Source organism: Sorangiineae bacterium MSr12523, from assembly GCA_037157775.1.
In the GTDB taxonomy this organism is placed as follows: domain Bacteria; phylum Myxococcota_A; class Polyangia; order Polyangiales; family Polyangiaceae; genus Pendulispora; species Pendulispora brunnea.
Genome location: CP089982.1, coordinates 1097340 through 1123606 on the forward strand (window position 1 = coordinate 1097340; position 26267 = coordinate 1123606).

Consider the following 26267-nt stretch of genomic DNA (forward strand, 5'->3'; position numbering starts at 1 on the left):
GAATGTTCGCATGCCCCAACTGTGCGACTTCAAGTACACTTGAAGTCAAGATGCGCATTGGAGAACTTGCCCGGCGAGCCGGGCTCCGCACTTCGGCAATTCGCTACTACGAGACCATCGGCATCTTGAAGGTCCCCGCACGCGTATCGGGACGACGGGAATACGACGCCGAGGCACTCGATGCACTGCAGCTCGTGCAGGCGGCACGCGAGGCGGGCTTCACGTTGAATGAAACGCGTCAGTTGATCGCCGACTTGCACGAACCCTCGCCGCGTGCCTGGCAAACGATGGTGCGCCGCAAGCTCATCGAGTTGAACGCGGCCATGGCGCGCCTGGGCCGAGCACGGGATGTGCTGCTGAATGCGATGGATTGTTCGTGCGCGGGGCGTGCGGATGCATGCAAATTGGTGGGCCGCGGGTCAAAGGAGCGCGGGGAGCGGCGCGTAGATCGTCGGACTTGAGGACGAGCTTTCGGCGGCCAGGAAAAACCCCGAATACCGAACGGAACCGAGCGCCTGAACTTCGTAGACTACGGCGCCCGCATCGAATTGGAGCTGAATGGCATAACGCCCCGCGTCCATTTCCGAGAGCGTGATCGGAAATGTGTAAGAGGCGCGAAATCCGCTGTGCGTATTCTTGCCGCAGCTCGCGTGGGTCACCGATTCGTCGAATGATAGTGCTGGCATCCCATCGGGGCAGATGCCGGCACCGCGGCAGGGACCCCAGCCGCCCGGAAACGGAAAGGGCGGCGACGAGCGGAGCGCCGCTTTGACGTCGTCGATGGAGCGCAAGGGGCGGATCCCTTGCGGTTCCGGTTCGTCATTGCTGCATCGGGGTCCTGAGTCGGGAGGCTCGACGTCCTGCGTGCCCGCGTCGACGGATCCATCCGCGCTGCCGTCCGGACCGTGAATGGGGCCATCGGCGGCCGAAGGATCGGAATCGCACGACGCAGCCATGGCGGCCAGCACGGGCGTGAGAAGAAATATGGCCATCTTGATCGGAGCCGAGACGCTGCGCATATGAAGGACCAATGACCGACGACGGCGTGATCCGTCTCGAAATACCCGCGCGCGGCGGCGGCGCATCGAGCCAAATCGGAGCTCGTTGCATACGACGTCGAGGGATCGCCAGCTAGTCGTCCCGAGGATGGCGTTTTATCCGTGCGTCGATGGACATTCTCCCCGCACCGGCGCATACGAGAAATAGACAACCGAGTAGCATGGACCAATCGGTGCGGGCCTCGTGGGCCATGGCCCACCATCCCTTCTCGTGCAGGATCGGCAGCTTGGTCGTCGCTATCGCGACCAGCATGTCGATGATGAGCGGGATGGCAGCCAGTCGCGTGCCGAGCCCCAAAAGGATGAGCAGTCCGCAGCCCACCTCCGTGACGCCCACGAAGGGCGTCAGGACACTCGGCGCGGGAATGCCGATCTTGGTGAAGCGACCGATGCCCAGGGCATCCGGAAAGAGGAATTTCTGGATACCTTCGGACAGGAAAACGGCACCCACCAAGAGCCGAACGAGGGCATTGGCGGCGGCGCCACGACCGTCGAGGGCCAAGTGAACGAGGTTGCTCATGTGTTCTCCGCACGACAAATGCTTTGACGCACGATCAGTATGACCAAATCAAAAGAAGAGCACACGATTTTAGATGAAGGTCGAGCTGCAGGTCCCGTGCCCTCAATGGGCATCGGGACGTGGCACTGCGCGTCGACCATCCTCGCTGTCCAGCCAAATGCGCGTTGCGCCGAGGCCCGCGTCGAGGTCGAAGGTTGGGTCGAATCCGAAGTCGCGCACGGCCTTGTGGATGGGAAATCCCTGATCGCGACCGAATAGCATGACGGCGTGGCGGGTCACGAGCGGACGACGCGAAATACGCAGGAGCGCGTACGCGGATTCGAGCACGGCGCCCACGCCGAGCAGGAGCCAGCTGGGCAGATTCCGCCGCGGCCGAGGGACGCCGAGCACATCGGCGAGCGCGTCGCAGAACGTTTGCCACGTCGTGTCGTCCGGGTGCCGCAGGTTGTAAGCTTGGCCCACGGTGCGCGGGCTCGCCGCCGCTGCCATCATCGCCTCGACCACGTCATCCACGAAGATCAGGCCGGCGCGGGCGCGCCCACCGTCGACGAGGAGCATCTCCCGTTGAACGAGCAGCCTGCCAATTTCGACGATCCAGTCCTTGCTTCGAGGCCCGTAGATTGACGCCGGGCGAACGATGGTGACCGGCAGTCCCGTCTCGCGGTGCACCCGCATTACCTCCTGCTCGGCGAGACCCTTGCTGCGGCCGTAGGGCAAGCCCACATCGCGCACGCCGGCATCCTCCTCACACGCGACCGAGGGATAGCCGTAGACGTCGGTCGTGCTCACGTGCAGAAACCGCTCCACGGTGCCCGTCCGAGCCGCCACCTCGAGCAGGTTGCGAACCCCGATCACATTGCTCGAGTGAAACTCTTTCCATGAGCCCCAATCGCTCGACCGCGCCGCACAATGATAGACGAGATGGACGCCCTCGAGCGCACGCGGGAGACTCTCGCGATCCTCGAGCTGGCCGCTCACGATCTGCGCCGCCGTGGACGGCAGCGATCCCAGATCGCTGGTCGGGCGCACCAGCGCAACCACGTTGTGCCCCCTTTCGATAGCAAGGTCGAGCACTCGCCTGCCAAGGAATCCGGTGGCACCCGTCACGAGGATCTTCATGTCATGGAGTTACCTCGCTGTTGGGCGCTGCGGATATAGAGAAAGCGCAAGGGCCCGCTCGCGCCACTACCGAGAAGCGCTTCGCTCTTGGCAGACTCGAAGGAGCACGCCGCGCAACCAGCGGTGCACGGGATCGGCGTCGAGGCGCGGATGCCATATTTGCGATACGACTATTGGTGGCGTGGGAATGGGAAGCGTGAAGTTCTGGATTCCCCCGCGCCCACCGAGCGGTTCGAGCTCCCGCACGGCCTCGAGGAAGGAGGCGGTCAAGAGTGCGACGAGGTTGGAAGCCCTTGCGACCGACAGTGCGGCCCGAAAGCTCGGCACCACCGCGACAACCGTGCGTGCGAGCCCCCGCGCCGCCAGTGCATCGTCCACGGGGCCGGTTGCACGTCCGCGTCGTGATGCGACGACATGACCGCAGGCCGCGTATCTTTCCGGAGTAACCTTGCCGTCGGCCAGAAGGGAATGTCCTTCTCGCACGACGCCGATGAAGCGGTCCCGAAACAGCCTTTGCACGCGTATCTCCGGCCCTGTCTCCGCGAGGACACCGATTTCGAGATCGACCAGCCCCTCGCGCAGCGGGCGCACGTCTTTGTCGGCTTTCGGGGCGAAACGCAGGCGCACGCCGGGCGCCGCGGCAGCCACCGCCGATACCAGCCGCGCTCCGAACGCCTCCACGAAACCATCGTTCGCGCGGAGCGTGAAGGTCTGCTCGACCTTCCGAATGTCCATCGCAGCGGGTGCAGGCCGCAACACGGCGCGCACTTCTCGAGAGAGAGTCTGAACCCGCTCGCGCAATTCCATCGCGCGCGGGGTCGGAACCAATCCACGGCCCGCGCGGACCAGAAGAGGATCCCCCGTCGTAGCGCGAAGGCGAGCCAGTGTGCGACTCATCGCCGATGGGCTGAGTCCCAGCCTGCGCGCCGCCCCCGCCACGGTGCCTTCGGAGAGCAAAATGTCCAGTGCGGTCAGCAGGTTCAGATCCGGTTCCGCCATCGTTGCGAAGGCTAGTCCATACCTTGCACATCCGCCCGCGTTCCTGTTCTGGTATGGCGTCCGGTGCACGAGTGACATGCATTCGGCGCGTCTTCCCGAATGGCCCGACGGCGGTACCTTCTCGTCAGCGAACGATGGAGGTGACGACGTGAGTGTCAGTGTTCAACGGACGGTCGACGAGCTTCGTGCGGCGACCCAGATCTTGGTAGGCGAGGGGATCCTCGATGGATTCGGGCACGTGTCGGCGCGTCTCCCGGACCGGCCCGATCGGTATTTCATGTTGCCGAGTAACCTCGACGGAGTATCTGCCGATGGCGGTGCTCTCGAGCTCGATGCCGACAGCAATCCCATCCGGTCCGGTGACGCTCGTCCGTCGATCGAGCGATTCATTCATGGGGAGATCTATCGGCAGCGTCCCGATGTCTTGGCCATCGTGCACACGCACGCGCCAGCGTTGATTCCCTTTGGCGTGTCCGACGTGTCGCTTCGCCCGCTCTATCATATGTGCGGATTTCTCGAAGACGGGGTGCCGGTATTCGACATTCGGAACGAGCATGGCGTAACGAATATGCTCGTCACCAGCCCTGAAATCGGGCAGTCGCTGGCCGCGTCACTCGGCGGGCGCGCGATGGTGCTGATGCGCGGCCATGGCGCGACGATCGTGGGCACTTCCCTGAAGGAAGCGGTGTTTCGCTCCGTGTATGCGACGCTGAACGCCCAACTTCAGCCCGTGGCGATGCAGCTCGGTCAGCCGACGTTCCTGGATCCTGGAGAGGCAAAGCTCGCCGACGCACTTCATCACGCGGTGATCGAGCGACCGTGGGCGTACTGGATGAAGAAACACGGGGTAGAGCCCGGCCCTCACGGGTGAACAGAAGCGGTCCGCGTTTTCGTCGGGAGATGCGCCCGTGCACGAGAAGACACGGCGCAAGGGCGCCTCCCGGTCATTTTGCGAATAGCTAACGATGAATCACTGCGCGACAACGGTGATACGAGGCGACGTGGTCAGTGTCCCGGAAACCGAACATCCGCCCGACAGGGACGCATTGCTGAAGGTCAGCGATCCATTGGTGTTGTTGTACGCCGCCGCAAGATTGCTGGGCCCGCAGGCGCCAAGTGACGTATTGACCCTGACATTTTGAACGGACACTTGCGTGGTGGACGACGGCACGATGGGCCAGGGGAGGTTGGCGCTCGTCAGGCCACTGCATAGCGAGCTGCCGCTGAAGCTCGCCGCGGTTACCTTACCTGCCCCTGCAGCGTCGGTTGCGCCCGAGAACGAGGCCGTACAATTGAGCGTAACGAGCCCTTTTTTGAGGGTCATCGAGCCGGACGCCGTGAAATTCGTCGAAGCCGGATTCAAACGAAAGGTCGCATCGATGGCGGCGAGCTCGACGCTCGTCGGATCGACGAGGGCGGGATTCGTATCCCCGGGATCCGTATCCGCGCAGCCGAAGATGCTGAGTCCCAGCAGCGACGTCACAACGACAGCCTTGAGTCCATTCATAGCGTCTACCTCCGTATGGTTCGTCGATACGGCACCGGGGTTCGCAGCGCATCGAAGGAGAACTGCAACGACGACCAATCGCTATTTCATTTGTTTCATACCGCCATGCGGACCGGTTCCGATGATGGCCTTTTGGCATCGTCTTGAAAGGGTGAGGGCCCCCGCGAGCTACCCCACCGCCCGCGCAAGCCTTCCTTTGGGAACCAGCCGGTGTCTAAATACCCGCTCCAAAGGAACCGTCAAGTTCCTTAATCGTGACACAACGCATTGAACGGGCGCAATGAACTCAGCCGGAACGCAGTTTGCAGCTTCTCGCGCCGTTGGATTGGATGCGAGTGGCTGAGTCGGTGCCCGAGAAGGGCTACGTCCATGAGACCCTCGAGGATCTCTCGTTGCGCGCGGCGGACGTACCCGCGCCATAGCGTTGGTTCGGTCATTGGAAATCAAAATAGCGAACTTGGAAGATTGCCGTGTTCACGTTATTTGGCATTCTGTGAATGCCGAATACGTCCGTGGTCGTTTTGTAAAAGGAACATTGGTTCCGCCTCGACCCCTCGCAGGCACGCGGCCGAAGACCATCGCGTCGGAGCGCATCTTTCCACCAGCCTGCGCGTCGTTCATTTTTCCGCTCGCGCGGGTGCTTTGCGAACTTCACGAGATTGGATTGACACATTGTGTTGACTCGTTATTCATTAGGAAACTTTACGAATGCGTGAGACTGCAAATGCAAACACGATCGGTTCGACGGTGGTTGAAAGGGCGTCTTCTCGTATCTCTCACTCTTCTGCTCGCGGCGGGCGCTACGGCGACCGCGTGCAGCAGCTCGGACTCCGGCAACAACCCTCCACCGACCGGTAATCCCCCTTCGGGAAATACGCCAGACGGAGGGAGCGGCGGCGGACCCGATGGGGGCACGCTGCCCGATGGGGGCACGCTGCCCGATGGGCAACCCCCGAACAATCCCCCGAAAGGGAGCGATTTGGCGGAGCCACACAAGAAGGATATCGCCATGCAATTGGTGTCGAGCGCGGAAAATTCCTCGCTCGATTGGAAGGCACAATACAAATACATCGAGGACATCAAGGACGGGCGCGGCTACACGGCCGGCATCATCGGCTTTTGCTCGGGCACCGGCGACATGCTGGAGCTGGTCGAAAATTACCAAAAAGCGAAGCCGGGCAATATCCTCGAGAAATATCTTCCTGCATTGCGCCGGGTGAACGGAACGGACTCTCACGCGGGACTCGACCCCACCTTCAAGGGCGATTGGGAAACTGCAGCGGCCGATTCCGCCTTTCAACGTGCGCAGGACGAAGAGCGTGACCGGGTCTATTTCAATCCAGCCGTTCGACAGGCAAAGCAAGACGGCCTCGGTGCGCTCGGGCAGTTCGCGTATTACGACGCCATCGTCATGCACGGCCCCGGCGACACCCCCGTCAGCCTGGGGGGCATCCGCAAAGCGGCCATGAGCAAGGCGAAGACCCCCGCGCAGGGCGGAGACGAGGTTGCGTACATCGATGCGTTCCTCGACGCCCGTGTCGTGGCCATGAAGACCGAGGCGGCCCACACCGATACCACCCGTGTCGACACGGAGCAGCGCGTTTTCCTCAAGGCACGCAATCTCGGTCTGGATACGCCGCTCGTCTGGAAGGTCTACGGCGAGGACTTCCGCATCGACCATTGAGCGCGCATCGCGCCGGCACCCGCCTGGTGTGCACATCATGAAACGAATCATTCGCGAGCCAGCCATTCGCGATAAATTCGCTTCCCGTGAACACCAGGCTCCTCCGAATCCAGATCCCTCCGGCCATCGAGTCGTCGTACTGCGTGTACGTAAAGCTCCACGCGCCCCCGGACAACGTGAAGAGCCTTGGGAGCGAGTGGGCCACTCGGATCTGCCAGGACCCGATAAGGACGGCGCTCATCACGTCGATGGAGTCGCAGCTCTTGAGCGTCCACACCGCGCTCAAAAAGGAGGTCCCCAACCCGCCGATCGACATGCTTCGGGAAATGGGAATGGGACCCGACGCGGATCGATGGATCCGTTCATCACGATCGGGCCACCGGCTTCGTACAGGGGGGAGCTCGGGCAGTGGTATTACGCCATGTTGAACGAGTTCCTCGGTCGACCAGCCGAAGTCCCGCACCCGGCCCGCGATGCAAACGTCGAGAGGCAGGAACGGTCGCTCGCGCGATGGCGCCTCATTTTCCTGGCCCTCGCGCTCGCCCTTCCCGCGGGCTGTTATGGCGTGTTCGAACGACAGGCCAAGCGCCTCGACGCTCTTGGCGACCACGGTGAGCCGGCGACGGCGACGGTCACGGCCGTCCGTCAAAAAGGAACCGTCGATTACTCGTATGTCGTGGGCGGCGCGACGTACACGTGGAACGTGTCGCAAGAGGACGCGCCGCCGGTCGTCGGCAAGACATTCCCGATCACGTATTTACCCGAGGACCCGGCGCTCAGCCGCCCCGGCGCAGACCGCGTCCGAGCAACCCGAGAAGCCGCTTCCAATCGACGCTTTGCGTGGAAGCTGGAGGCCGGGATCTTCGGGTTTCTCGCCTTCAATGCGGTTCTATGCGACGTGCGGCTGCGGAGGCTCCGCAAGACGCGTCGAACGGAGCTAACGGACCCACGCGCGTATCGAACGAGGCTCATTCTCACGGGGGCCATGCTCGCTCCGTTTCTCGTGCTGATTTTTGCCTGGCATCTGAGTGATTCGCTCCGACGCGGCGACTCCGTATGGCCCGTGGTGCTGGGCACCGTGGGCGTTTTCGGCATCCTCGGCGGCACGGGATTCTACATTTTGCGCGAGGGGCTCGCGCAAGCCGGGACGCGATCCACACGGCTTCTCAAATGGGTCGGTCCGATCGCCGTAGGCCTTGCGGTTCTTCGTGCGCTCGCGGGACTCATCGCCCCACAGTAGCCTCGTGCATGGTCAGCTGTGGCTGACTTTTAGCGCATAGAAATGAACCAAGGAGCCGACGTTGGCGTTGCTCCCCGACGACTGAATGTAATTGCCCGCCTTGAAGTACATGTTCTCTTTGTCGAACGACGAGGGCATCGTGTACTTCTTCGTCGAGCCGTTGAGCGTGATGGAGATCGAATGCCCGGAGAGGGCAATCACGTAGCTCCATTTCGTACCAATGGCCACATTGCCAATCTTGTGCGTATCCTGACCGCCGGAGGGGGATCGCTCGACGCCCACGTAAATGTCACCGTTGCTGTGATAATAGAGCTCGACCAGCGGCTTGGTCGATGCCGGTGTCCCCGTGCCAAGGTGAATCTGGCCAACGCACACATTCGACGGCACCTTCGATACCTTGACGGTCGCGCTCAGCGTGTGCTTTCCCGACAACGGGTTCCAATCGGCTGCCGAGCCATTGGAGTTCATCTCCCGAAGCTCGGAGCGGGAATAGTGCGAATTGGGCGTGGTGACGCCGTTTTCCGGGTCCCAGAAGGTCATCGACCCGTCGCCGCCGTCCGTATAGAAATATTTGTCGTGAAATCCGTTCGGCCCTCGGAGCTGGGACGATTTGATCGTGGTCGGATGCCCGGGGGAGCCGACCGGCTCCTGAAGGTCCCATACCGAAAGATCGAAATTTCCGCCCGGAGCAACATTGGGATTGAGCGCAGCTGTCGATTCGGCCGTTTCCTCCGTGTCTTCTTCGTCCATCGGGGACGCGCATCCCACGATTCCAAACCAAGAAACGGCGACCATCGCAACGAGCGTGGAAAAATGTTTCATGTGTACTCCTTGGCGTTGGAGTTAGTAACCGGTGTCATTGCCGAAGGTAACCGGTGTCAGTTATTCAAATCAAGCGTACCAATGCGTCAAATGGATTTAAATCGTCCGCCGCATTGCGTTACGCGTCGTGCGCGTTCGAAGGAGTATATCGATACGAAGTAATTCAACTGTGCACGAAGACAGTTGCATACACACCGAAACAATTGTCCGACGGAGTGCCCATGGCGGATGAGGCTTACGGGAACCCGCGCTCCGTTGTGCTCAACTCACACCACGCGCGCGCCGTGGATTCGTGTTTCCGCAACACGAATGATCTCGTCGAATCGCCAAGACGCCAAAGGATTGTGAAGGAGTGTCTTCTCGGCACTCCAAGGTTCGATCATGCTGCTTGGCAGTCCGTCACTGGAGACTTCAATGGTGACGTGGCTCACGCGGCGCGGATTCCGCGCGAGGCTCAACGCAATTTCCTGCATGATCGAGGGGCGTTGGCGCGCGCATCCCGGCAAGGAACGAGGTAGAATGGGCAATGGCCCAGGTCGAAACGACAGCGCGTGAGCAGGTGCTTGCACAGGCTGCCGGCGCGGATCCCATTGCCGGCGCGCTGGTTGGCGTTCTTTGCGAGCCGGTGGCGACGAGCAGCAAAGGTCGCGCTTACCTCGCGCCGCGGGCGTGGGAGCGCCTTCGCGATGGCGTGCCGCTCTTGCTCGGGTTCGGCGAAGAGGTGCTCGCAGCATCCGAGCGCCTCGTGGAGGCCGTTCGCGCCTCTGCGCTGCCCGAGCCGGAGAAAGAGCAGGTCGTTGCCGGCGCTTCCGTGGTGCGGCAGGTCGTGTTTACGGCTGCGATCACGGCGCCGCCGGATCTGTGGCTCATCTATCATGTGCTCGGCTTCTTCGCCGAGCTTGGGCTACTGGCTCGCCTGGCCGCGGGGGAGGCGCTTCATCCGGCGTGCTGCCAGGTCACCTGGAAGGGGAGCATGCGCGAGCTCGTTCCGGAGGAGCTCGACACGGATTTGCATTTTCTTCTGTCGCGCGGCTTCGTCGAACCGTACGACGAAGGCTTCCGCATCGCGGGCCATCCGCGTGTGCGCGAGACGTTCGAACGCATCCTGACGCAACCGCCGCGCGGGCCGGCGAGCCCCGCATCGCTTTGGCGACGGCTCTTCGCGGGTGAGCCGCTCGAGGTTGCGGAGATTACCGAATTGCAAGCGATTGGCGAAGGAGTACCCCGTCGCCGCGATCCCGCGCAAAACCATTGGATCCCGACCTTCGAGGAGCTCGACCTGGGCCGCCGTCTTCTGCCCATCGTGCTCGGTCTTCGCGCGGCCCAACGCACGGCGGGCCTCGTCGCCGGCGCGGAGCTGGTGCCGGCCGAAGGGGATGCGCGCTACGGGTCGTGCATGGGGGCGGCGTTGTCCGTGCTCACCGCCGCGGGCTGGCTGTCGGAGCAGGATGGCCGGCATTCGGTCACGGTTCTCGGCGCGCGCGGCTTTTCGCGCGGTCCTGGCCCCTTCGGCATCGTCGAGGCCTACCGCACGTACATGGATCGCGGGCGTGAAATCCTGCTTCACGGCCGCGGCGAAGTGTGGGTCCAGCGCGGCGAAAATGTGGGCGCGAGCCAAGATGCCAACCGGGCGACCTTCGAACAGGCCAACGACGCGCTCGATCGCTTCGTGCGCGATACGGGCTTTTCGTACCGTGTCTTCATCGAGCACGCCATCGGTCGCGGCGAAGCCACCCGGCAGCGTTTTGCCCGCTCGGGCGACACGCTCACGTACGTCGGCGCGGACCTCGAGGATGCGGCGATCGACGCCGCCGTTGCCGAGCAAGCGCGCGGCGCGCTTCCCCGTGCGATGCACTTCGTGCGCAACGCAGACATTGGCCAGCCGGAGGTGCTTCTCGCAGCCCTTCGTGCCGAGGGCATCGAGGCACGAGGTGCCGCAATGCTCGTGGGAAATGGGTTTCACGAAGTGCGCAATCAGACCGACCTTGGCATGATCGAGGTCTTCCGCGGCTACGAACGCGCGGGCATCGTGCTTCTCTTCACCGAGGAAAACGCACTCAGCATCGACGATCTGCGCGCCACGGCGTGGAATACGTACCACGCAGGCTTCAAGTACGTTCACGCAAAGAGCGGTCAGGGCCTTCGCCCCGCGGAGCCGAATCCGCGGCCAGCCCGCCTTGGCCGTCCTCTCCGTGCCGCCTGGAGCGAATGTGCCCGCCGCGCCGGCTACGTGCGCGCCGACGCCTACTGCACGCGCACCCGCACCGTCTATCCATCCACGCCCATCGGCGGCTACAACCCATCCATCAGCACGAACCACTTCTTCATCCCCGCATCGCTGGCCCGCACCCTCGGCATCGCGCGCCCTACGTGATGGCACCAGGCTGGCGTTGGGCGCCCACTTCGCATACAGGATGGAGAAATGCGCTCGTTGAATTTGATCGGTGGTGAAAAAGGTGGTGTAGGCAAATCGGTCACCGCTCGGGTCCTAGCCCAGTACTTCATCGACAAGGGCCGACCCTTCGTCGGGTTCGACACCGACCGTTCACACACCTCGTTTGCGCGGTTCTATAGCGACTATGCGTCACCGGTCGTCGTGGACACCTACGAAGGATTGGACCAAATCGCCAGCGCGTTCGAGCAGGCGTCCCCTGACGAGCCGCCGCGAAGCGTCATCGTCGACCTCGCCGCCCAGACGGCGACTCCATTGGCGCGCTGGGCGAAGGAGTCCGATCTGCTCTCCCTGCTGGGAGAGATGGGCGTTGCCGTGAATTTTTGGCACCTCGCCGATACGGGAAAGGAATCCGTCGACCTTCTGGGTCGGCTGGTCGACACGTATGGGCCGGGGCCCAACTACCTCGTCGTCAAGAATCTGGGACGCGGCTCGGATTTCTCGCATCTCGAAGAATCGCAAGCGCTGAAGAACGCGCTGGCCCTGGATGGCAAACTCGTCTCCCTGGGCGCATTGCACGAAACCAGCATGCGCAAGATCGACCTCCAGAACTTGAGCTTTTGGGCGGCCACCAACGCCCGCTCGGGTCCCGATGCCTTGGGCATGATGGAGCGTCAGCGTGTCAAATCGTGGCTCAAAGCAACGTATGCCACGCTGGACGGATTGCAGATTTAAGATCCGTCCCCGTAGTTCGATATCGGGACCGTCGCGCTATCGCTGGAATCTTGCTCGGATGGGGGGCTCGCTCGAGCCGAGCGATGACGTCGGAAGATAGTGCGGTGCGCGCCGTGCGTGCGTGATGCGTTCCACCGCGGCGGCGAGGGAGAGCACGCGGGCGTCCGCCCACCGATTGGCAAAGATGGAGACGCCTACGGGGAGAGGTCCCACGAAGCCCGCGGGCACGGTGGTGTGCGGATAACCGGCAATGGCGGCCGGCGTCGACGATGGAATGATGTCGTTGTCGCCCCGCGCGCAATCCGTCGTCCACGCCGGTGGGTTCGTCGGGGCGAGGATCGCGTCGAGTTGGAATTTCGCCAGTGTCTCGTCGATGGACCTTCGTGATAGATCCGCGAGACGCGCGCGGCGTGCACGATACTCCGGATCGGTCGGTGGCGGTGCCGCCTCGGCCTGCTCGAAGAGCCCTTGGTCCGCAAAGCATGTTCGCTCGGCGGGATCGGTCTTGTTGTACGCGATCAAGTCGGCCAGTGTGCGCGGGCCGCCTTGTCGCGTCGCAAGGTAGGCGTTGATATCCCGCTTGAACTCCGTGAGCAGGGCAGGGAGCTCGTCCGCCGCGAGCTCCGCTTGATACGGGGGCACGACTTCGATGACCGTTGCGCCGTGCGCGCGCATCGTTGCCGCAGTGGCGCGCACGATCCGCTCCACGTCGGGGCCGAGCTCGGGCAAGTTCCACATGCCGATGCGCGCTCCGCGAAGTGCGCGCGGATCCAGCGCCCGAGCGTAATCGGTCGGCTGGTTCGGCGGGACATTCTCCGTGGTTGCATCCGCGGGATCGCGCGCCTGGAGCACGGAGAGCGCAATCGCCACGTCGATGACGTGCCGCGCCATGGGGCCCGTCGTATCTTGCTCGCTCGAAATGGGCACGACGCCCGTACGACTCACGAGCCCCAAGCTCGGTTTGTGCCCCACGACACCGTTCATGCCTGCGGGACAGACCACCGAGCCATCCGTCTCGCTGCCAATCGCCACTTGCGTGAGCGAGGCGGCCACCGCCGCCGCGGAGCCCGCCGAGGATCCGCACGGGTTGCGATCGAGCACGTGCGGATTGTTCGTCTGCCCGCCCACACCGGACCATCCCGAGGTTGGCTTGATGGACCGGAAATTCGCCCACTCGGACAGATTCGCCTTGCCGAGAATCACGGCCCCCGCCGCACGCAGCCGCTTCACGAGAAACGCATCGCCTGCGGCCGCACCATGGAGCATCGCCCGCGATCCCGCCGTCGCAGGCATCGCGGCGGTGTCGACATTGTCCTTGAGCAGCACCGGGATTCCATCCATCGGCCCCAGTGGCGCTCCCGCGCGGTAGCGTGCATCGCTGGCCGCCGCCTCGGCGAGCGCTTGCGGATTGACCGCCAGCACGGCGTTGACCTTGCCATCGATGCGCGCAATGCGGCGCAGATACGCGGACGTGAGCTCTGTCGAGGTGAGCTCTCCCGCGCGCATTCCCCGCGTCAGCTCGGGAATGGTCGCACGCTCCAACGACAGCCCGCCAATGCTCTCGATTGCATCGTCGTTCGCCTCGCCGTTCGAGCTGACGAAGAGAGCCACGAGAGCGAAGGAAACCAGCCTACGAATGGTTCGCATGGGCAAACCACAAACCTCTTAATTACAGGAATTTTTCGAATAACATCCTTCGAAAATACCCTTCTTTGCGGGGTGTCGGTCGAACATCTGGAACCACATCTTCGTTGCTTGTGGGAACAGGTCTGCGATCTACGGGCGTTGGTTACGAGCGTGGCCGCTGGATTCATGAATTTGCTTAGGACTCGTCATGTGAAACGCGCAGTCATGGGCATTGCCGGCCTCGTACTGGCGTCAGACGGATGGATCCTGATCGCCCTTGGCTACTTCAATCTCGGCGTAGTTTTGCCATTGGCGCTCGGTGCTCGGACACCGCTCTACCTGCGATACAACATCTGGCTGCGTGAGTACTTCGCATTGCTAAGCAGTTGGGTCTTGCACGAGTACTGACGCCGTCTCTGTATGACGACGTGGCGCCGTCAGCCGAGTCCCGGAGGTCGCAGGGTCGGGGTGCGCTTATTCGGTGCATACTTGAGCACGTGGACCTTTTCCATCGTGACGAGTGCGCCGCCGGTGATCATTTCATCGAGAATGGGAACGAGCTTCTGAACGTGTGCCTCGTCCTCGACGACCTCGATCACAATGGGCAAATCTCCGGAGAGGTCCACGATGTTGGCCGTATGGATCACGCTGGAGGCACCGAATCCCGCAAGGCCGCGAAACACCGTGGCGCCCGCGAATCCCTCGCGGCGCAACCTCTCGAGCAGAGCGCGGGCGAGAGGCTGGTGACGCCATTTGTCGGAGTCCCCAATGAAGATACGGACCAGAACCTGCTCACCGTCGAGTACGCGCATGGCCGACCTCCCTTTTCTCGCCGAGGGTGCCTTTTAGGATAAGGCAGAATCGTGGGGGGACGCGGCGTTCGCCGACGTTCTTGGAAAATATCCACGGACGTGGCGGCCACAGCTCGGGTACGACCGTCGTGCCGCGGAGCGCACGCGACGGGAGCTGGGTTCTCGAACGTTGTTCAGCACGCGATCTCGAGGTCCGATCCCCGTGGCCGCGCGGAAGTGCTCGTTGTAGCGGCAAATCTCGGCATCGCAGTCGAACATGTTCGATCGTTGCACGGCGCAACATGAACGTTGCAAATTTCGAACGTGTTGTGGCGGAGAGGTGTCCGTTGCCGAGGCATCCATCGAGGCGTCCCACGGTCCGCTCTTTGCTGCCCTTCGCGCGAACACCGTGAGCCTCGGCAGAATTCCGAACGGTGTGATTGCCGGCGAAGGATTCATAACGCTCATAACCAAGTCGAGTTATGCCCATGAAAAGCTGTCATTCTGAAAAGAAGCCCATCGTGTCGGTGTGTTTGTCCGCCATTTTGCTCGCCATGGCCGGGTGCAGCTCCGATGCTCCCGACGCCGAATCGTTCGAGCAAACAAGCTCTCGAGAGGAGCCCCTTTACGTTGCGAGCACGCGGGTGTGGTCGAACCCCAATATCCCCGTTTGCTGGGAGACGGCCGGTTATCCCACCGAGAAGAATTGGGTGCGTTCGACCATCCGTAGGACCTGGGAAAAAGAGAGCAACGTCCTCTTTACCGGATGGGGTACGTGCCCCGCGTCATCTTCGGGGCTGCGCATTCGCGTGAACGACGAAGGGCCGCACACCAAGGGGCTCGGCACCCAGCTCAACGGCCTTGCTGCGGGGATGGTGCTCAACTTCACCTTTGTCAACTGGAGTCCCAGCTGCGCGAGTGCGGCCAATCGCGAGTACTGCATTCGGGCCATTGCGACCCACGAGTTTGGGCACGCCCTCGGTTTCGCGCACGAGCAGAATAGGCCCGACACGCCTTCGACGTGCACGCAAGCTCCCCAAGGATCCAACGGCGATACCACCGTTGGGTCGTGGGACCTGATGTCCGTCATGAATTATTGCAACCCTACATGGAACAACAACGGAAACTTGAGCAACACCGACATCGACGGAGTTCGGCGATTCTACGGTCACCCGCTCGGCCCGGATCAGCAGTTTCTCGTTGCCGATATCAACGGCGACAATCGAAAGGACATCGTGCAAACCTACCGCGGATGGGGCTCGATTCCGTTCTGCACGGCGGGCAGCACGAGTCCTCCTTCCTGGTCCTGCTCCAATCCGTCCGCCACCATTTACAATTGGGACGCGCCCGAGCAGCGCTTCTTGACGGGGGACTTCGACGGCGACGGACGGCACGATGACACGGTGCAAGTGTACCGCGAATGGGCAAGCATCCCGCGGTGCACGTGGAACGGCGCGTGGTCTTGCAACAATTCCGCGGCCACGATTTACAATTCGGGCTCGGCCGAGCAGCGCTTTCTGGCCGGCGACTTCAATGCCGATGGGCGCACGGACATTCTTCAGGCGTACCGAAAGTGGGGTAGCATTCCCGTTTGCAGTTCGAGCGGCGCCGGGTGGTCCTGCAGCAATCCGGGGGCCACGATTTACGATTCGGGTTCCCCCGAGCAGCAGTTTCTCACGGGCGACTTCAACGCGGACGGCCGTGTCGACGTCTTTCAAGTGTACCGGGGGTGGGGGAGTGTTCCGGTTTGTACGTCGACCGGCGCCGGCTGGTCGTGCAGCAATCCAGCAGCCGATATCTACAATTCGGGTTCGGCGGAGCAGCAATTTCTCACGGCCGATGTCAATGCCGATGGTCGTACGGATGTATTGCAGACCTACCGCGGCTGGGGGTCGATTCCCCGGTGCGTATCGACGGGGGCCGGCTGGAGCTGCACCAACGCGGCCGCCACGATTTACAACTCGGGGTCGGTGGAGCAACGCTTTCTCACGGGCGATTTCAACGGCGACGGCCGGACGGACGTGATCCAAACCTACCGTGGCTGGAGCAGCATTCCGACCTGCCTGTCCACCGCAGGTGGCGCGTGGTCGTGCACGAATTCCGCGGCGACCATCTACGACTCTGGGTCGTCCGAGCAAAGCTTCACCGCCGCCGACGTCAATGGAGACGGTCGCACGGACGTCGTTCAAGCCTATCGAGGCTGGGGCTCCTATCCGGTTTGCCTTGCGCTGCCGCCCGGAGCCGGCGGCTCGTTCGGGGGTTGGTCGTGCAACAACCCCGCGGCAACAATCTACGACATCGGTACGTACTGAAGAGCTGGGTAGACGAACAGGTTCGTAACGAACGCGTTCTTGACGAACGCGTTCGTCGATTTACGATAAGGGCATCGTCATGCTCGAGCCCCGAACCCGTCCCAATCGGCGTGAACGCCCGGCGAAGCCTGCTCTCACGCGTGACGGCATCATTGCCACCGCGCTCGCCATCATGCAGGCCGAAGGCCTCGGCAAAGTGTCGATGCGGCGCCTCGCTGCCGAGCTCGATACTGGCCCTGCCTCGCTCTACGTCTACGTGACCGATATCGAGGATCTGCACGCGCAGATCCTCGATGCCCTGCTGGTGTCGGTCCACAAGCGGCTGCCCGCGGGCACGTGGCGTCATCGGCTCTCGGTGCTTTTGCGCCGCTACGCCGATGTGCTCTTCGCCCACCCGGAGCTTGCCCGCATGGCCATGTCGACGCCTGCCAATGGGCCGAATTACCTCCATCTGGTCGACACCATCCTCGGCTTCTTGCAAGAAGGTGGCGCCTCGGATCGCAACGCGGCGTGGGGCGTTGATACCTTGCTGCTCTACGTCACCGCGCACGCCGCGGAACATGCCGCCTGGAAAGAATCGAGTCGCGCCCAGAGCGATATGTCCATGTTGCGCGCCACCATCGCCAGCGCCGACCCCAAGACCCACCCACACGTGGCTCGACTCAAGGCCGACCTGGTGTCCGGACGGGGCGAGCGCTTCGACTGGAACCTCGATCTTTTGATCGACGGCATCGTGCGTGCGCCCGCCGCGACGAAAGGAAAACGATGATCACCGTGATCGGCGCAGGACTCGGCGGGTTGATGCTGGCGCGTGTGCTGCACGTGCATGGCGTAGAGGTCCAGGTGTTCGATGCCGATGCCTCCGCCACGTCCCGGCACCAGGGCGGCATGCTCGACATGCACGAGGAGTCCGGCCAGGCGGCGCTGCGCGCGGCCGGGTTGTTCGACGGGTTTCGCGCGATCGTGCTGGAAGAAGGCGACGCAACCCGCATCCTCGACAAGCATGGCGTCGTCCACCTGGACGAACAAGGCAACGACAGCCGTCCCGAGGTGGCCCGCGGCGATCTTCGGACGCTCCTGGCTACGTCGCTGCCCGACGGCGTCGTTCGGTGGGGTCACAAGGTCTCCAGCGTCGAACGGACGGGGACCGGACCATTTCGTGTCGGGTTTTCGGACGGCACCTCGATCGCGACGGATGCCCTGATCGGAGCAGACGGCGCATGGTCGAAGGCGCGACCGCTCCTCACCGACGCGACGCCCGTGTACTCCGGCATCTCCTTCGTCGAGGCGAGGATCCTGGATGCATCGTCCAGCCATCCTGCCCTCGCCGCCGTGGTCGGCAAGGGTCACCTGTTTGCCCTGTCCGACGAGAAAGGCATCCTCGCCCACCGCGAAACCCATGACGAGCTCTGTGCCTACGCTGCATTCAAGTCCGCACCCGATCGGGTCGAGACGACCAAGGAATCGGTGCTTGCAGAGTTCGCGGATTGGCATCCCGATCTTCGTGGGTTGATCGCTGCCGGGTCAGGCGCACTGATCCACAGGCCCATCTACGCGCTGCCGGTCGGGCATCGATGGCAACGCACCCCGGGGGTGACCTTGCTCGGCGATGCCGCGCACCTCATGTCGCCATTTGCGGGCGAAGGCGCGAATCTGGCCATGCAAGACGGTGCCGAGCTCGCGCTGGCGATCGCGGCGCACCCGGGCGATATCGAGGCGGCGTTTACCGAGTACGAAGCGGCCATGTTCGCGCGCAGTCAGGAGGCGGCCGCCGATTCGGCGCGCTCGCTCCATCTGTGCTTCGGCGCGAACACGCCGCAGGTCCTGGTGGATTTCTTCGCCAGCATGGGCCGCGCAGCTAAGTCTGCAGCGCCCCTGTGAGTGTTTCCGCGAGGCGCGTTGCCTGCTCTTGCACGAAGGCGGCATCGATGTTCGACGCAAAAGGAATATGCCCGAGAAGTGGCCACTTGCTCCAGCGCACGATGTCGGCTTCGTTGGAGTGCTCGACGCCGCTGAAGATCCATCCCAGAACGGGAATATCCGTCTGCTGCAGGACCCTGGCGGTCAAGAGCGAATGGCTGATGCTGCCGAGGTAATTCTGCGCCACGACGATGACCTGCGCCCGCAGCGAGCGGATCAAGTCGATGGTGAACACGTCGTCGTTGAGCGGCACCAGCAGGCCACCCGCGCCCTCGACGATCAAGTAATCATCCTGGGGCTGAATCGCGTCTGCCTGCTGCACGATCTTCGCAGGGTCGATGGTGAGCCCCTCCATCCTTGCCGCCAAGTGCGGCGAGGCGGGCTCGCGGAGGCGGTACGCTTCCTCGTGGCAAACCGAGTTCGTGTTGGACAGCAACGACTTGACGGTCCGAGTATCGGTTCCATCGTCCAATCCGGCTTGGACGGGTTTCCAGTAATGAGCTTTCAGCGCCTCGGTCACACACGCCGCCGCCAAGGTTTTGCCCACCCCCGTTCCAATTCCGGTCATGAAGATACGCTTCATGCGCCGGCACGATATCGAGTCACCGGCACCATCCGCAAGACGATGCTGGCCGCGTCATGAAGAGAAGAAGAAACCGCCAGGAACGCCAAAAGAGAGGCGCCAGGATCGCCAGGTGAACCAACGATAGACTCTCGATTTTGGGGGGATTTATTGTTGGGTCAGTTGGCGTGCTCGCCCATTTAATGGCCGCAGTAGGTGTCGAAGGCTCCCTTGTCGACTGCGAAGCCCTTTTCCTTTGCGAGCTCCCATGAGCGGACGCATTTGTTTTCTTTGGCGCACCATTGATATCCGGCCGACCCGATGCAGCCGTGTGCATCGCGATCGCTGCCGGGCATCGGCGGCGCGGGCCGTGCGGACTCGCTCTCCGGCGGCGACGATGCGCTGGCCGCGCCGCTCGTCGCCTCGGTGGGAGCTGGAGTGGTGGCCGGCGGCTTGCTGCACGCGGCCACGACGATGAACCCGGCCATACAAAGAACACCCCGGACGATCTTTGTCATGGCGTGAGTATAGGCTTTCCGGCCGGCTACCGAGAGCCCGAGCGCGGTTCACCTACGTCTTCAGCGGGGGCGCATGCGATGAGCTTCTCGTGGGCCCGATGGGTCAGGCTCCCTCGACATGGATGTTCTTCAAGGTTCGCGCGATGGTTCGCATGCAGCGGAAGTTCACCCGCTGCCAGGCGAGGGATGTGTCGTAGAGGAGCTTGGCTTGCGTGCAACGACCGTCGAGAGCTTTGATGAAGGCGATGATCGGTCCTACCGTCGACGAGTTCATGTACTCGAAGTGCCGGAAGTCGACCGTCACGCGCTTGCCGGTCGCGCGGATGGCCAGGCGGGTCAGAAGTGGCGTGAGGAACACCTGCGGGTTCCGGTCGTCGCTGGTGCCGCGCCAGGTGATGGTCATCTCCTCGTCGGTCATGGCGAGCGTCAGCACCAAGCCATCGCGTTCGAACCTCTCGACATCTTTCATGGCACTGCCCGCCTTGCCGTGACTACCACCATTTTGTTCCCCGTCGCGCACTGCAGATCGAACGCCCCTTCGAACGCCACACGGTAAAGGCCCAGGCCTCCTGCCACGGTCGACGTGTCCATGAAGTCCTGGAGGCGTTGCAGGTAGAGCGCCTCCTTGTCGGGCTCGCGCATGATGTGCTCGATGCGCGCGCGAAGCGCGGCGCCTTCCGCGTCGGAGTCGACGATGTTGGTCGTCGCGATGGTCAAGGCACCCTCGTCGAGGTGCATTTCGAAGCGCGCCGCCGAAGCGCCTTCGATGGCAACACCGTATTTGAGTGCGTTCTCCAGGAGCTCCGACGCGGTCATCACGGCGGCGTCCTGCACGTCTTCGTCGTAGCTCGCCATCAAGCGCTTCACGCGCTGGCGCACCTCGCGGACTTCGGCCCAGCACCCGGGTGAGGCCAGCAGGTCGAGCTCGATGCACCTCCCGCTCACGCGTCGTCACCGCCCCGCGCGTTGGCCGTGCGCCGGAGCGCTACCACCGTCACGTCGTCGGAGACCTCGCACCCCGCGAGATCATCGAGGACGCTCTCCACGAGGGCGCGGGCGCTCTCGGCCGTGGGAGCGGCCGTGGTCAACCGCTCGATGACCGGCTCGAGCCCGCGCAATTGCCCTTCGCGGCGCGCCTCCGTGAGGCCGTCGGTGAAGAGCAGCATGACATCGCCCGGCTCGAGCACGATGCGCGCGTCGGGGATCAAGGTGCGGATGTCCTCGAGTACGCCGAGCCATACCCCGGTGGTCTCGATGACCTCGACCTCGCCCTTCGCGGCGCGGTAAACGAGGATGTCCAGGTGCAGGCCGGCGTACCACACGGCACCGTCCGTCCCGCCATCGAAGCGGAACGCGGTCGCCGTCATGTATTGCCCGTCTCCGATTTTGCGCAGGTTGCGGTAGATGGCCGCGTTGACGGCGGCGAGCACCTCCGAGGGCATGGGCGGTGCTGTGTCGGAGCCGAGGTGCTGTGCGAGCGCTCGCACGGCGGTTTGGGCCATCATCATGATGAGCCCCGCCGGAATGCCGTGCCCGGAGACGTCGCCTACGACGACCCACTCGGTTCCGCTCGCGCGGAACACGTCGTAGTAATCGCCCCCCACGTCGGACGCGGGGACCATCACCGCGGCCACGTCGTAGCCGGAAAGCGCGGGCTGCCCCGGGAGCAGCACGGTTTGAATCTTGCGCGCGAGGTCGATTTCGCTCCAGAGATCCGCGACCGTTTTGCGCAGTTCCTCGGTGCGCTGCGCGACCTGCTGCTCCAGCGTCTCGTTCGCCTGCGAGAGGCGTGCGGTGGCGGCCTGCATAGCGGCGTACAGGAGCGCGTTTTCGACGGCGGTCGCTGCTTGCGCCGAGAGCACTTGGAGGAGCTCGACGCGCGCCCGATCGAAAACACCGGTGACCAGGCTGTTCTCGAGGTAGAGCACACCGGTGAGCCGCCCTTGATGCGCCATGGGGACGCAGAGGAGCGAACGCGGGCGCGCTGCGGCGATGTGCGGATCGTCGGTGAAGCGTGGATCGGCGCCGGCGTCGGCGAGCACCACGGACTCGCGCGTGCGTGCCACGTAGTGCACCACGGTGGTGGCCAAATCGCTCGCTGTGCCGATTTCCGAGCCCAGACCCACCTGCACGACATCGGGATTCACCGTGGCCACGGCCTCGACCAGCAGCTTTCCATCGCGCTGCAGGAGCAACGAGCCACGCTGCGCCCCCGCGTTGGCGAGAACGATGCGCAGCAGGCGCTCGAGCACGCGATCGAGAACGAGCTCGCCGGAGATGGCATGCGCTGCGCGGACCACGGTGGCCACGTCCAGCCGCCCCGAGCCGGGCACATCGCCCGTGGTGGATCGGGTGCTGCTCGTGGAGTGCCGGCTGCTTACGCCGCCCGTCTCGACGATCGCGTCGGAGCGCAGCAAAAGATGCTGATAACGCCGCTCGAGATCTTCGACCTTCGCGATCGCGCCCCAGCGCGTGTAGTCGAAGTGCGCCTCGGTCATGTACGCCCGCGCCAGTGTGGTACGGCCGCGCGCGGCGTAGAACTTGGACGCGAGCTCGTTGGCGAGGGCATGATCGCGTGCGAAGCCATTGCGCTGCGCGAGTGCGATCGCTTCGTCGTAAAGTTCTGCGGCCTTGCCGTGGTCGCCGTCGAGGCGCGCGCGCTCGGCGGAGACGAGGCGGTCCTTGTGGCCGTAGTTCTCCGGAGCATTCGCGGCGAAGATCGCAAGCTCCGTGGCATTGGTCTCGAGCAGCGCACGGTAGCGCGGCGCATCCTCGGCGCGCGCGTCCGTCAGCAGCGCAGTGGCGGTCAAGCTGGCGTAGAACGGCAGCTCGGTCTTGAAGAAGTGCCCCGTGCTGCTCGCCTTGTTCGACTCTGCGAGCTCGGCCATCTCGAGGGCGCCGGCGTAATCCTCGTAGAGGAACCGCAATTGCAACTTGACGATGTAATACCAAAGTACGACGAGCAGAAAGCCCGATTCGATCATGCGCGCGGCAAATCCCTCTTCGCGGAACGACGCGTCGTCGAGCGCATCGGGCGCGGAGCCGTGGGTCTCTCCGCGCAAATTGGCGAGCATCTGCCGGCCTGCGCGCAGGAACGCGGTGGCCATCGCATCCTTCGTGCGCCCCATGAGCGTGAGGAATCGGTCGGTCTCCGGGACCAGCTCCTCGAGCGGCACACCGAGCCCCAGCTTGCCCATGAGCAGGCTGTAACACGTATAGGACAAATACGGAAAATCACCCGACTCGAGCCCCGCGGCGTAGGCACGCTGCGAGTATTCCAGCGACGTTCGCAGCGGTTGCCGGAAGAACAGGAATACGCCGTACATGAAATTCAATTTGCACGTCAGGTCGACGTTCTTGAATCGCTCGTTCAGCGCGAGGGCCAGTCGACCGAACTCCTGCGCCTGCTCGTAGCGGCCCATGACGCCCGCCAAAACGAGGCCGTGCATCATGTATCCGCACGAGGATACGTCGGAGTGTCCATATCGAAGTGAGATGTTGACCTGTTTGACGATGACCCATCCCAGCAATGCGGGGTGGGTCAAATAGGCGGCCGATATTTGGCTCATCAAGAGCCGCAGCACCGCCTGTCGATCCGGATCCGTGAGGAGCGGCGCGTCCACCAGATCGGCAATGCGGCGGGGTCCGAGGTTGGTCTCCACGTCGGCCAATTCGGCGCCGAGGGCGGTGTCCAGCTCGGGGCCAATCTGGGGCATGTCGATGCCGAAGACGGCGAGGCCCGCCCGCCCGACGTCGATGGCGTCCGCGAACTTGCCCAGGGTCGTGTAGAGCACGATGCGCAGGTTGTGCACGCGGGCGCGCTCGAGCTTGGCGTTCGCGCGCTCGAGGAGACGGTCGAACAGCGGTTCGGCAACATCGAATTGGCCAATCAGGTATTCGCATTCGGCGCGCTCGGTGTGCAGCGCAAAGGCCAAGTCGTAATCGCTTTTCCAGCTCGATTCGGTGAGCATCGCCATGCCCGACGCGGCGAAGGCGGCCGCCGCGGCGTATGCGGTGGCGGCTTTGGCCCGGCGTGCGGCCGTCAGGTTCAAACGCCCCAAGTCGACGCGCTCGCCCTCGGACGTGATATCGCCGGCTGCGAAATTGAGGTGGCGCACGACCTCGAAGAGATCTTCGTCGGCGCGCTGCCGTTCGAGCTTGCCGCGCAGCAGGCGCCCGAGTTTCAAGTGATGCGCGCGGCGCACTTCGTCTCCGACGAGCGAGTCGGCGGCCTGTTGCACGCGGTCGTGCAAAAAGCGATAGCGCACGTCGAGCGTGCCATCGGCGGTCTCCGCCCGCACGAGGGCGGTCGCCGGTCCGTCGAAAAAGCGGTATTCGGCGTCCTGCGGTAACACGAGCCCCTCGCGCAGCGCATCCCAGAGATCCGCTGCGACGTCGGCCGGCGGACGCTCGTCGAGTTCGGCGAGCAGCGCGAGGGAGAAGCTATGGCCAATGCAGGCGGCGTAGGTGAGCACGCGCTGCGTCTCCGGGCCCAGCCGGCGGAGCTTTTCGACGATGAAGTCGACGACGTTGTCCGTCACCATCATGCGATCGATGGCGCCGAGATCCCACGTCCACTGGCGTGCCTTGGCGTCGAACACCACGAGGCCGCGCTCGTGGAGCGAGCGAATGAATTGCGTCAAAAAGAAGGGATTTCCCTGCGTTTTGTCGAGTGCGGCGCGCGCGAGCGGTGTGGCCTCCTCGCACGTGCATCGCAGGGTATCGGCGAGCAATTCGGCCACGTGCCCGAGCTCCAACGGCCCGAGCGCAATGCTGCGCACTTTGGTGTCCGCCGCGCTGGCCGCCCGCAGCTCGGCGAGTGCGAGGCTGAGGAGATGCGTGGAGCCCACTTCGTTGTCGCGGTAGGCACCGATGAGGAGCAAATGACCGCCCTCGGGATCGGTCAACAGGTGCCGAATCAATTGCAGCGAGGCGGGATCGGCCCACTGAAGGTCGTCGAGGAAGACGACCAGCGGGCGATCGCCCGAGCAGAAGACACGGACGAAATTCTGGAAGACCAGGACGAAGCGGTTCTGCGATTCGGCCGCGGCGAGCTCGGGGACCGCGGGCTGGGGCCCGATCACGAGCTCGAGCTCCGGGATGCGGTCGACGATGACCTGGCCGTTGCTCCCTAGAGCGCTCGAGAGTCTTTGGCGCCACACCGCGAGCGCCTCGTCGCGCTCCGTGAGCACCTGGCGCACGAGCTCGCGGAAGGCATGCGTGATCGGTGCGTAAGGGACACTGCGATCGAATTGATCGAATTTGCCCGATACGAAATAGCCACGGCGGCGCGCGATCGGCTTGTGGATCTCGTTGACCAGTGCGGACTTGCCGACCCCCGAATACCCCGCCACGAGAAGCAGCTCCGGGCGCCCGACGACCACGCGATCGAAGGCGACCAGCAGCGCGGCAGCCTCGCTATCACGGCCGTACAGCTTTTGCGGAATCCGCAGCTCGCTGCTGTGATCGTGGGTGGCGAGCACGAACGGTGCGATGGTGCCGGTGGTGCGCCACTCCGCGAGGCACGCGTCCAGATCCGCCCGCACACCCGCGGCGCTCTGGTAGCGCTCCTCGGGGACTTTGCGCAGGAGTCGCATCACGATGTCGGAGATCGCCCGCGGCACCTCGGGCGCCGCCTCGTGCAGGGCGCGCGGCAGCCGCGCGATGTGGCTGTGCACGAGCTCCATCGGATCGGCGGAGACGAAGGGCAGCGCAAAGGCGAAGAGCTCGTAGAGCGTTACACCGAGCGAATACAGATCGGCGCGCGCATCGACACCGCGGTTCATGCGGCCCGTTTGCTCGGGCGCCATGTACGCGAGCGTGCCTTCGAGCGTACCGGGCGGCTCGGCGCCGCGAGCCTCCTGCGAAAGCCGGGTGGCAATGCCGAAGTCGATCAAGGTGACGCGGCTGGTACTTGGAAAGCCGCTTGGGTCGACGAGCACGTTGGACGGCTTGATGTCCTTGTGCAGGATCCCTTGCCCATGAATGGCCGCCACGGCGCCGGCCAGTGCACACGCGACGCCCAACGACTGCTCGAACGACAGGCGCCGCGCGCGCAGGAGGTGCGCGAGCGAGTCACCGCGCACGTCGTCCATGATGATCGCGAAGCGGCCGTCCTCTTGCTCGAGATCGTGAACGCGAACGACGTTATCGAGCGATAGCGTACTTAGAATCGTATACTCGTGCCGTAACTTGGCAATGTCCCGCGTGGTGGGATACGCGCTGCGCAGGATCTTGGCGGCAATGGCACGCCCGTCGGACGCGCGCCGTCCGCGATAGATTAGCACGCTGTCGTTTTCGTGAATCTTTTCTCCGAGAATGCAATGGCGCAGGGACGTCATCGATCTCCCAACGGTCCCCCGAGTGTCGCCGCTCTGCATTTATACCATCACGAGGGGACGAAGACGACGGCGGTATGCCTTTTTGGGGTCGAACTCGCCCGGCGCGGATGTGTGATCTGCG

Annotated in this window: 22 protein-coding genes and 1 pseudogene; 10 read left to right on the forward strand and 13 right to left on the reverse strand. The window is 63.6% G+C overall.

What is annotated here, in order from left to right; translation table 11 throughout:
* Nucleotides 1-50: 50 nt before the first annotated feature.
* Nucleotides 51-461 (forward strand): MerR family transcriptional regulator, encoded by a 411-nt coding sequence (locus tag LZC95_04705; GenBank protein ID WXA96137.1) that lies wholly within the window; start codon nucleotides 51-53, stop codon nucleotides 459-461.
* On the opposite strand, the gene LZC95_04710 is transcribed toward LZC95_04705, so the two are convergent.
* From LZC95_04710 to LZC95_04725, 4 genes are all read right to left on the reverse strand, one after another.
* Nucleotides 420-992 carry a hypothetical protein gene (locus LZC95_04710; GenBank protein WXA96138.1) on the reverse strand — a complete coding sequence of 191 codons (573 nt, stop codon included), beginning with the start codon at nucleotides 990-992 and terminating at the stop codon, nucleotides 420-422. The two genes, LZC95_04705 and LZC95_04710, sit on opposite strands and share 42 nt — an antisense overlap.
* A gap of 139 nt (nucleotides 993-1131) precedes the next feature.
* Nucleotides 1132-1578 (reverse strand): DoxX family protein, encoded by a 447-nt coding sequence (locus tag LZC95_04715; protein WXA96139.1) that lies wholly within the window; start codon nucleotides 1576-1578, stop codon nucleotides 1132-1134.
* A 102-nt stretch (nucleotides 1579-1680) separates the two neighbouring features.
* Nucleotides 1681-2697, reverse strand: a complete 1017-nt coding sequence (locus LZC95_04720; GenBank protein WXA96140.1) for an NAD-dependent epimerase/dehydratase family protein — start codon at nucleotides 2695-2697, stop codon at nucleotides 1681-1683.
* A 66-nt stretch (nucleotides 2698-2763) separates the two neighbouring features.
* A complete protein-coding gene (locus tag LZC95_04725) occupies nucleotides 2764-3696 on the reverse strand; it encodes a LysR family transcriptional regulator (protein WXA96141.1) in 933 nt (310 codons plus the stop codon).
* A gap of 148 nt (nucleotides 3697-3844) precedes the next feature.
* Between LZC95_04725 and LZC95_04730 the strand changes: the two genes are divergently transcribed.
* A complete protein-coding gene (locus LZC95_04730; GenBank protein ID WXA96142.1) occupies nucleotides 3845-4567 on the forward strand; it encodes a class II aldolase/adducin family protein in 723 nt (240 codons plus the stop codon).
* 99 nt (nucleotides 4568-4666) lie between these two features.
* Here the strand turns inward: LZC95_04730 and LZC95_04735 are convergent, their stop codons facing one another.
* Nucleotides 4667-5203, reverse strand: a complete 537-nt coding sequence (locus LZC95_04735) for a hypothetical protein (GenBank protein ID WXA96143.1) — start codon at nucleotides 5201-5203, stop codon at nucleotides 4667-4669.
* 985 nt (nucleotides 5204-6188) lie between these two features.
* Between LZC95_04735 and LZC95_04740 the strand changes: the two are divergent.
* Nucleotides 6189-6887: pseudogene (locus LZC95_04740) on the forward strand (chitosanase).
* 352 nt (nucleotides 6888-7239) lie between these two features.
* Entirely contained in the window at nucleotides 7240-8127 is an 888-nt protein-coding gene (locus tag LZC95_04745) for a hypothetical protein (GenBank protein WXA96144.1), read from the forward strand.
* A gap of 12 nt (nucleotides 8128-8139) precedes the next feature.
* Here the strand turns inward: LZC95_04745 and LZC95_04750 are convergent, their stop codons facing one another.
* Nucleotides 8140-8949 (reverse strand): polysaccharide lyase family 7 protein, encoded by an 810-nt coding sequence (locus LZC95_04750; GenBank protein WXA96145.1) that lies wholly within the window; start codon nucleotides 8947-8949, stop codon nucleotides 8140-8142.
* 526 nt (nucleotides 8950-9475) lie between these two features.
* Here LZC95_04750 and LZC95_04755 point away from each other — a divergent pair.
* Together LZC95_04755 and LZC95_04760 are read left to right on the forward strand one after the other, a co-directional pair.
* A complete protein-coding gene (locus tag LZC95_04755) occupies nucleotides 9476-11323 on the forward strand; it encodes a hypothetical protein (GenBank protein ID WXA96146.1) in 1848 nt (615 codons plus the stop codon).
* Nucleotides 11324-11371: 48 nt separating this feature from the next.
* Nucleotides 11372-12076: a hypothetical protein gene (locus tag LZC95_04760; GenBank protein WXA96147.1), complete on the forward strand. Its 705-nt coding sequence runs from the start codon at nucleotides 11372-11374 to the stop codon at nucleotides 12074-12076.
* 36 nt (nucleotides 12077-12112) lie between these two features.
* Here the strand turns inward: LZC95_04760 and LZC95_04765 are convergent, their stop codons facing one another.
* Entirely contained in the window at nucleotides 12113-13723 is a 1611-nt protein-coding gene (locus LZC95_04765; GenBank protein WXA96148.1) for an amidase, read from the reverse strand.
* A gap of 189 nt (nucleotides 13724-13912) precedes the next feature.
* On the opposite strand from LZC95_04765, the gene LZC95_04770 reads away from it, so the two are divergent.
* On the forward strand, nucleotides 13913-14110 hold the full coding sequence (locus LZC95_04770; GenBank protein WXA96149.1) for a hypothetical protein: 198 nt from the start codon (nucleotides 13913-13915) through the stop codon (nucleotides 14108-14110).
* Nucleotides 14111-14139: 29 nt separating this feature from the next.
* Here LZC95_04770 and LZC95_04775 read toward each other — a convergent pair whose 3' ends face one another.
* On the reverse strand, nucleotides 14140-14514 hold the full coding sequence (locus LZC95_04775; GenBank protein ID WXA96150.1) for a DUF190 domain-containing protein: 375 nt from the start codon (nucleotides 14512-14514) through the stop codon (nucleotides 14140-14142).
* Nucleotides 14515-14981: 467 nt separating this feature from the next.
* On the opposite strand from LZC95_04775, the gene LZC95_04780 reads away from it, so the two are divergent.
* The 3 genes from LZC95_04780 (at nucleotide 14982) to LZC95_04790 (ending at nucleotide 18686) form a co-directional block, all read left to right on the forward strand.
* Nucleotides 14982-16805, forward strand: coding sequence for an FG-GAP-like repeat-containing protein (locus tag LZC95_04780; protein WXA96151.1), 1824 nt, complete (start codon nucleotides 14982-14984; stop codon nucleotides 16803-16805).
* 79 nt (nucleotides 16806-16884) lie between these two features.
* A complete protein-coding gene (locus LZC95_04785; GenBank protein ID WXA96152.1) occupies nucleotides 16885-17574 on the forward strand; it encodes a TetR/AcrR family transcriptional regulator in 690 nt (229 codons plus the stop codon).
* Nucleotides 17571-18686 (forward strand): FAD-dependent monooxygenase, encoded by a 1116-nt coding sequence (locus tag LZC95_04790; protein ID WXA96153.1) that lies wholly within the window; start codon nucleotides 17571-17573, stop codon nucleotides 18684-18686. The genes LZC95_04785 and LZC95_04790 overlap by 4 nt, the downstream gene beginning before the upstream one ends.
* On the opposite strand, the gene bioD is transcribed toward LZC95_04790, so the two are convergent.
* The 5 genes from bioD to LZC95_04815 all read right to left on the reverse strand — a co-directional run bounded on the left by bioD (nucleotide 18664) and on the right by LZC95_04815 (nucleotide 26092).
* Nucleotides 18664-19308, reverse strand: a complete 645-nt coding sequence (gene bioD / locus LZC95_04795; protein ID WXA96154.1) for a dethiobiotin synthase — start codon at nucleotides 19306-19308, stop codon at nucleotides 18664-18666. The genes LZC95_04790 and bioD overlap by 23 nt on opposite strands.
* Nucleotides 19309-19487: 179 nt before the next feature.
* Nucleotides 19488-19805 carry a hypothetical protein gene (locus LZC95_04800; protein ID WXA96155.1) on the reverse strand — a complete coding sequence of 106 codons (318 nt, stop codon included), beginning with the start codon at nucleotides 19803-19805 and terminating at the stop codon, nucleotides 19488-19490.
* 103 nt (nucleotides 19806-19908) lie between these two features.
* Complete coding sequence (locus LZC95_04805; protein WXA96156.1) at nucleotides 19909-20274, reverse strand: hypothetical protein; 366 nt, start codon at nucleotides 20272-20274, stop codon at nucleotides 19909-19911.
* Nucleotides 20271-20750 carry a hypothetical protein gene (locus tag LZC95_04810; GenBank protein WXA96157.1) on the reverse strand — a complete coding sequence of 160 codons (480 nt, stop codon included), beginning with the start codon at nucleotides 20748-20750 and terminating at the stop codon, nucleotides 20271-20273. Before LZC95_04810 ends, LZC95_04805 begins: the two co-directional genes overlap by 4 nt.
* A complete protein-coding gene (locus LZC95_04815; protein WXA96158.1) occupies nucleotides 20747-26092 on the reverse strand; it encodes an AAA family ATPase in 5346 nt (1781 codons plus the stop codon). Before LZC95_04815 ends, LZC95_04810 begins: the two co-directional genes overlap by 4 nt.
* Between the last annotated feature and the right edge of the window lie 175 nt (nucleotides 26093-26267).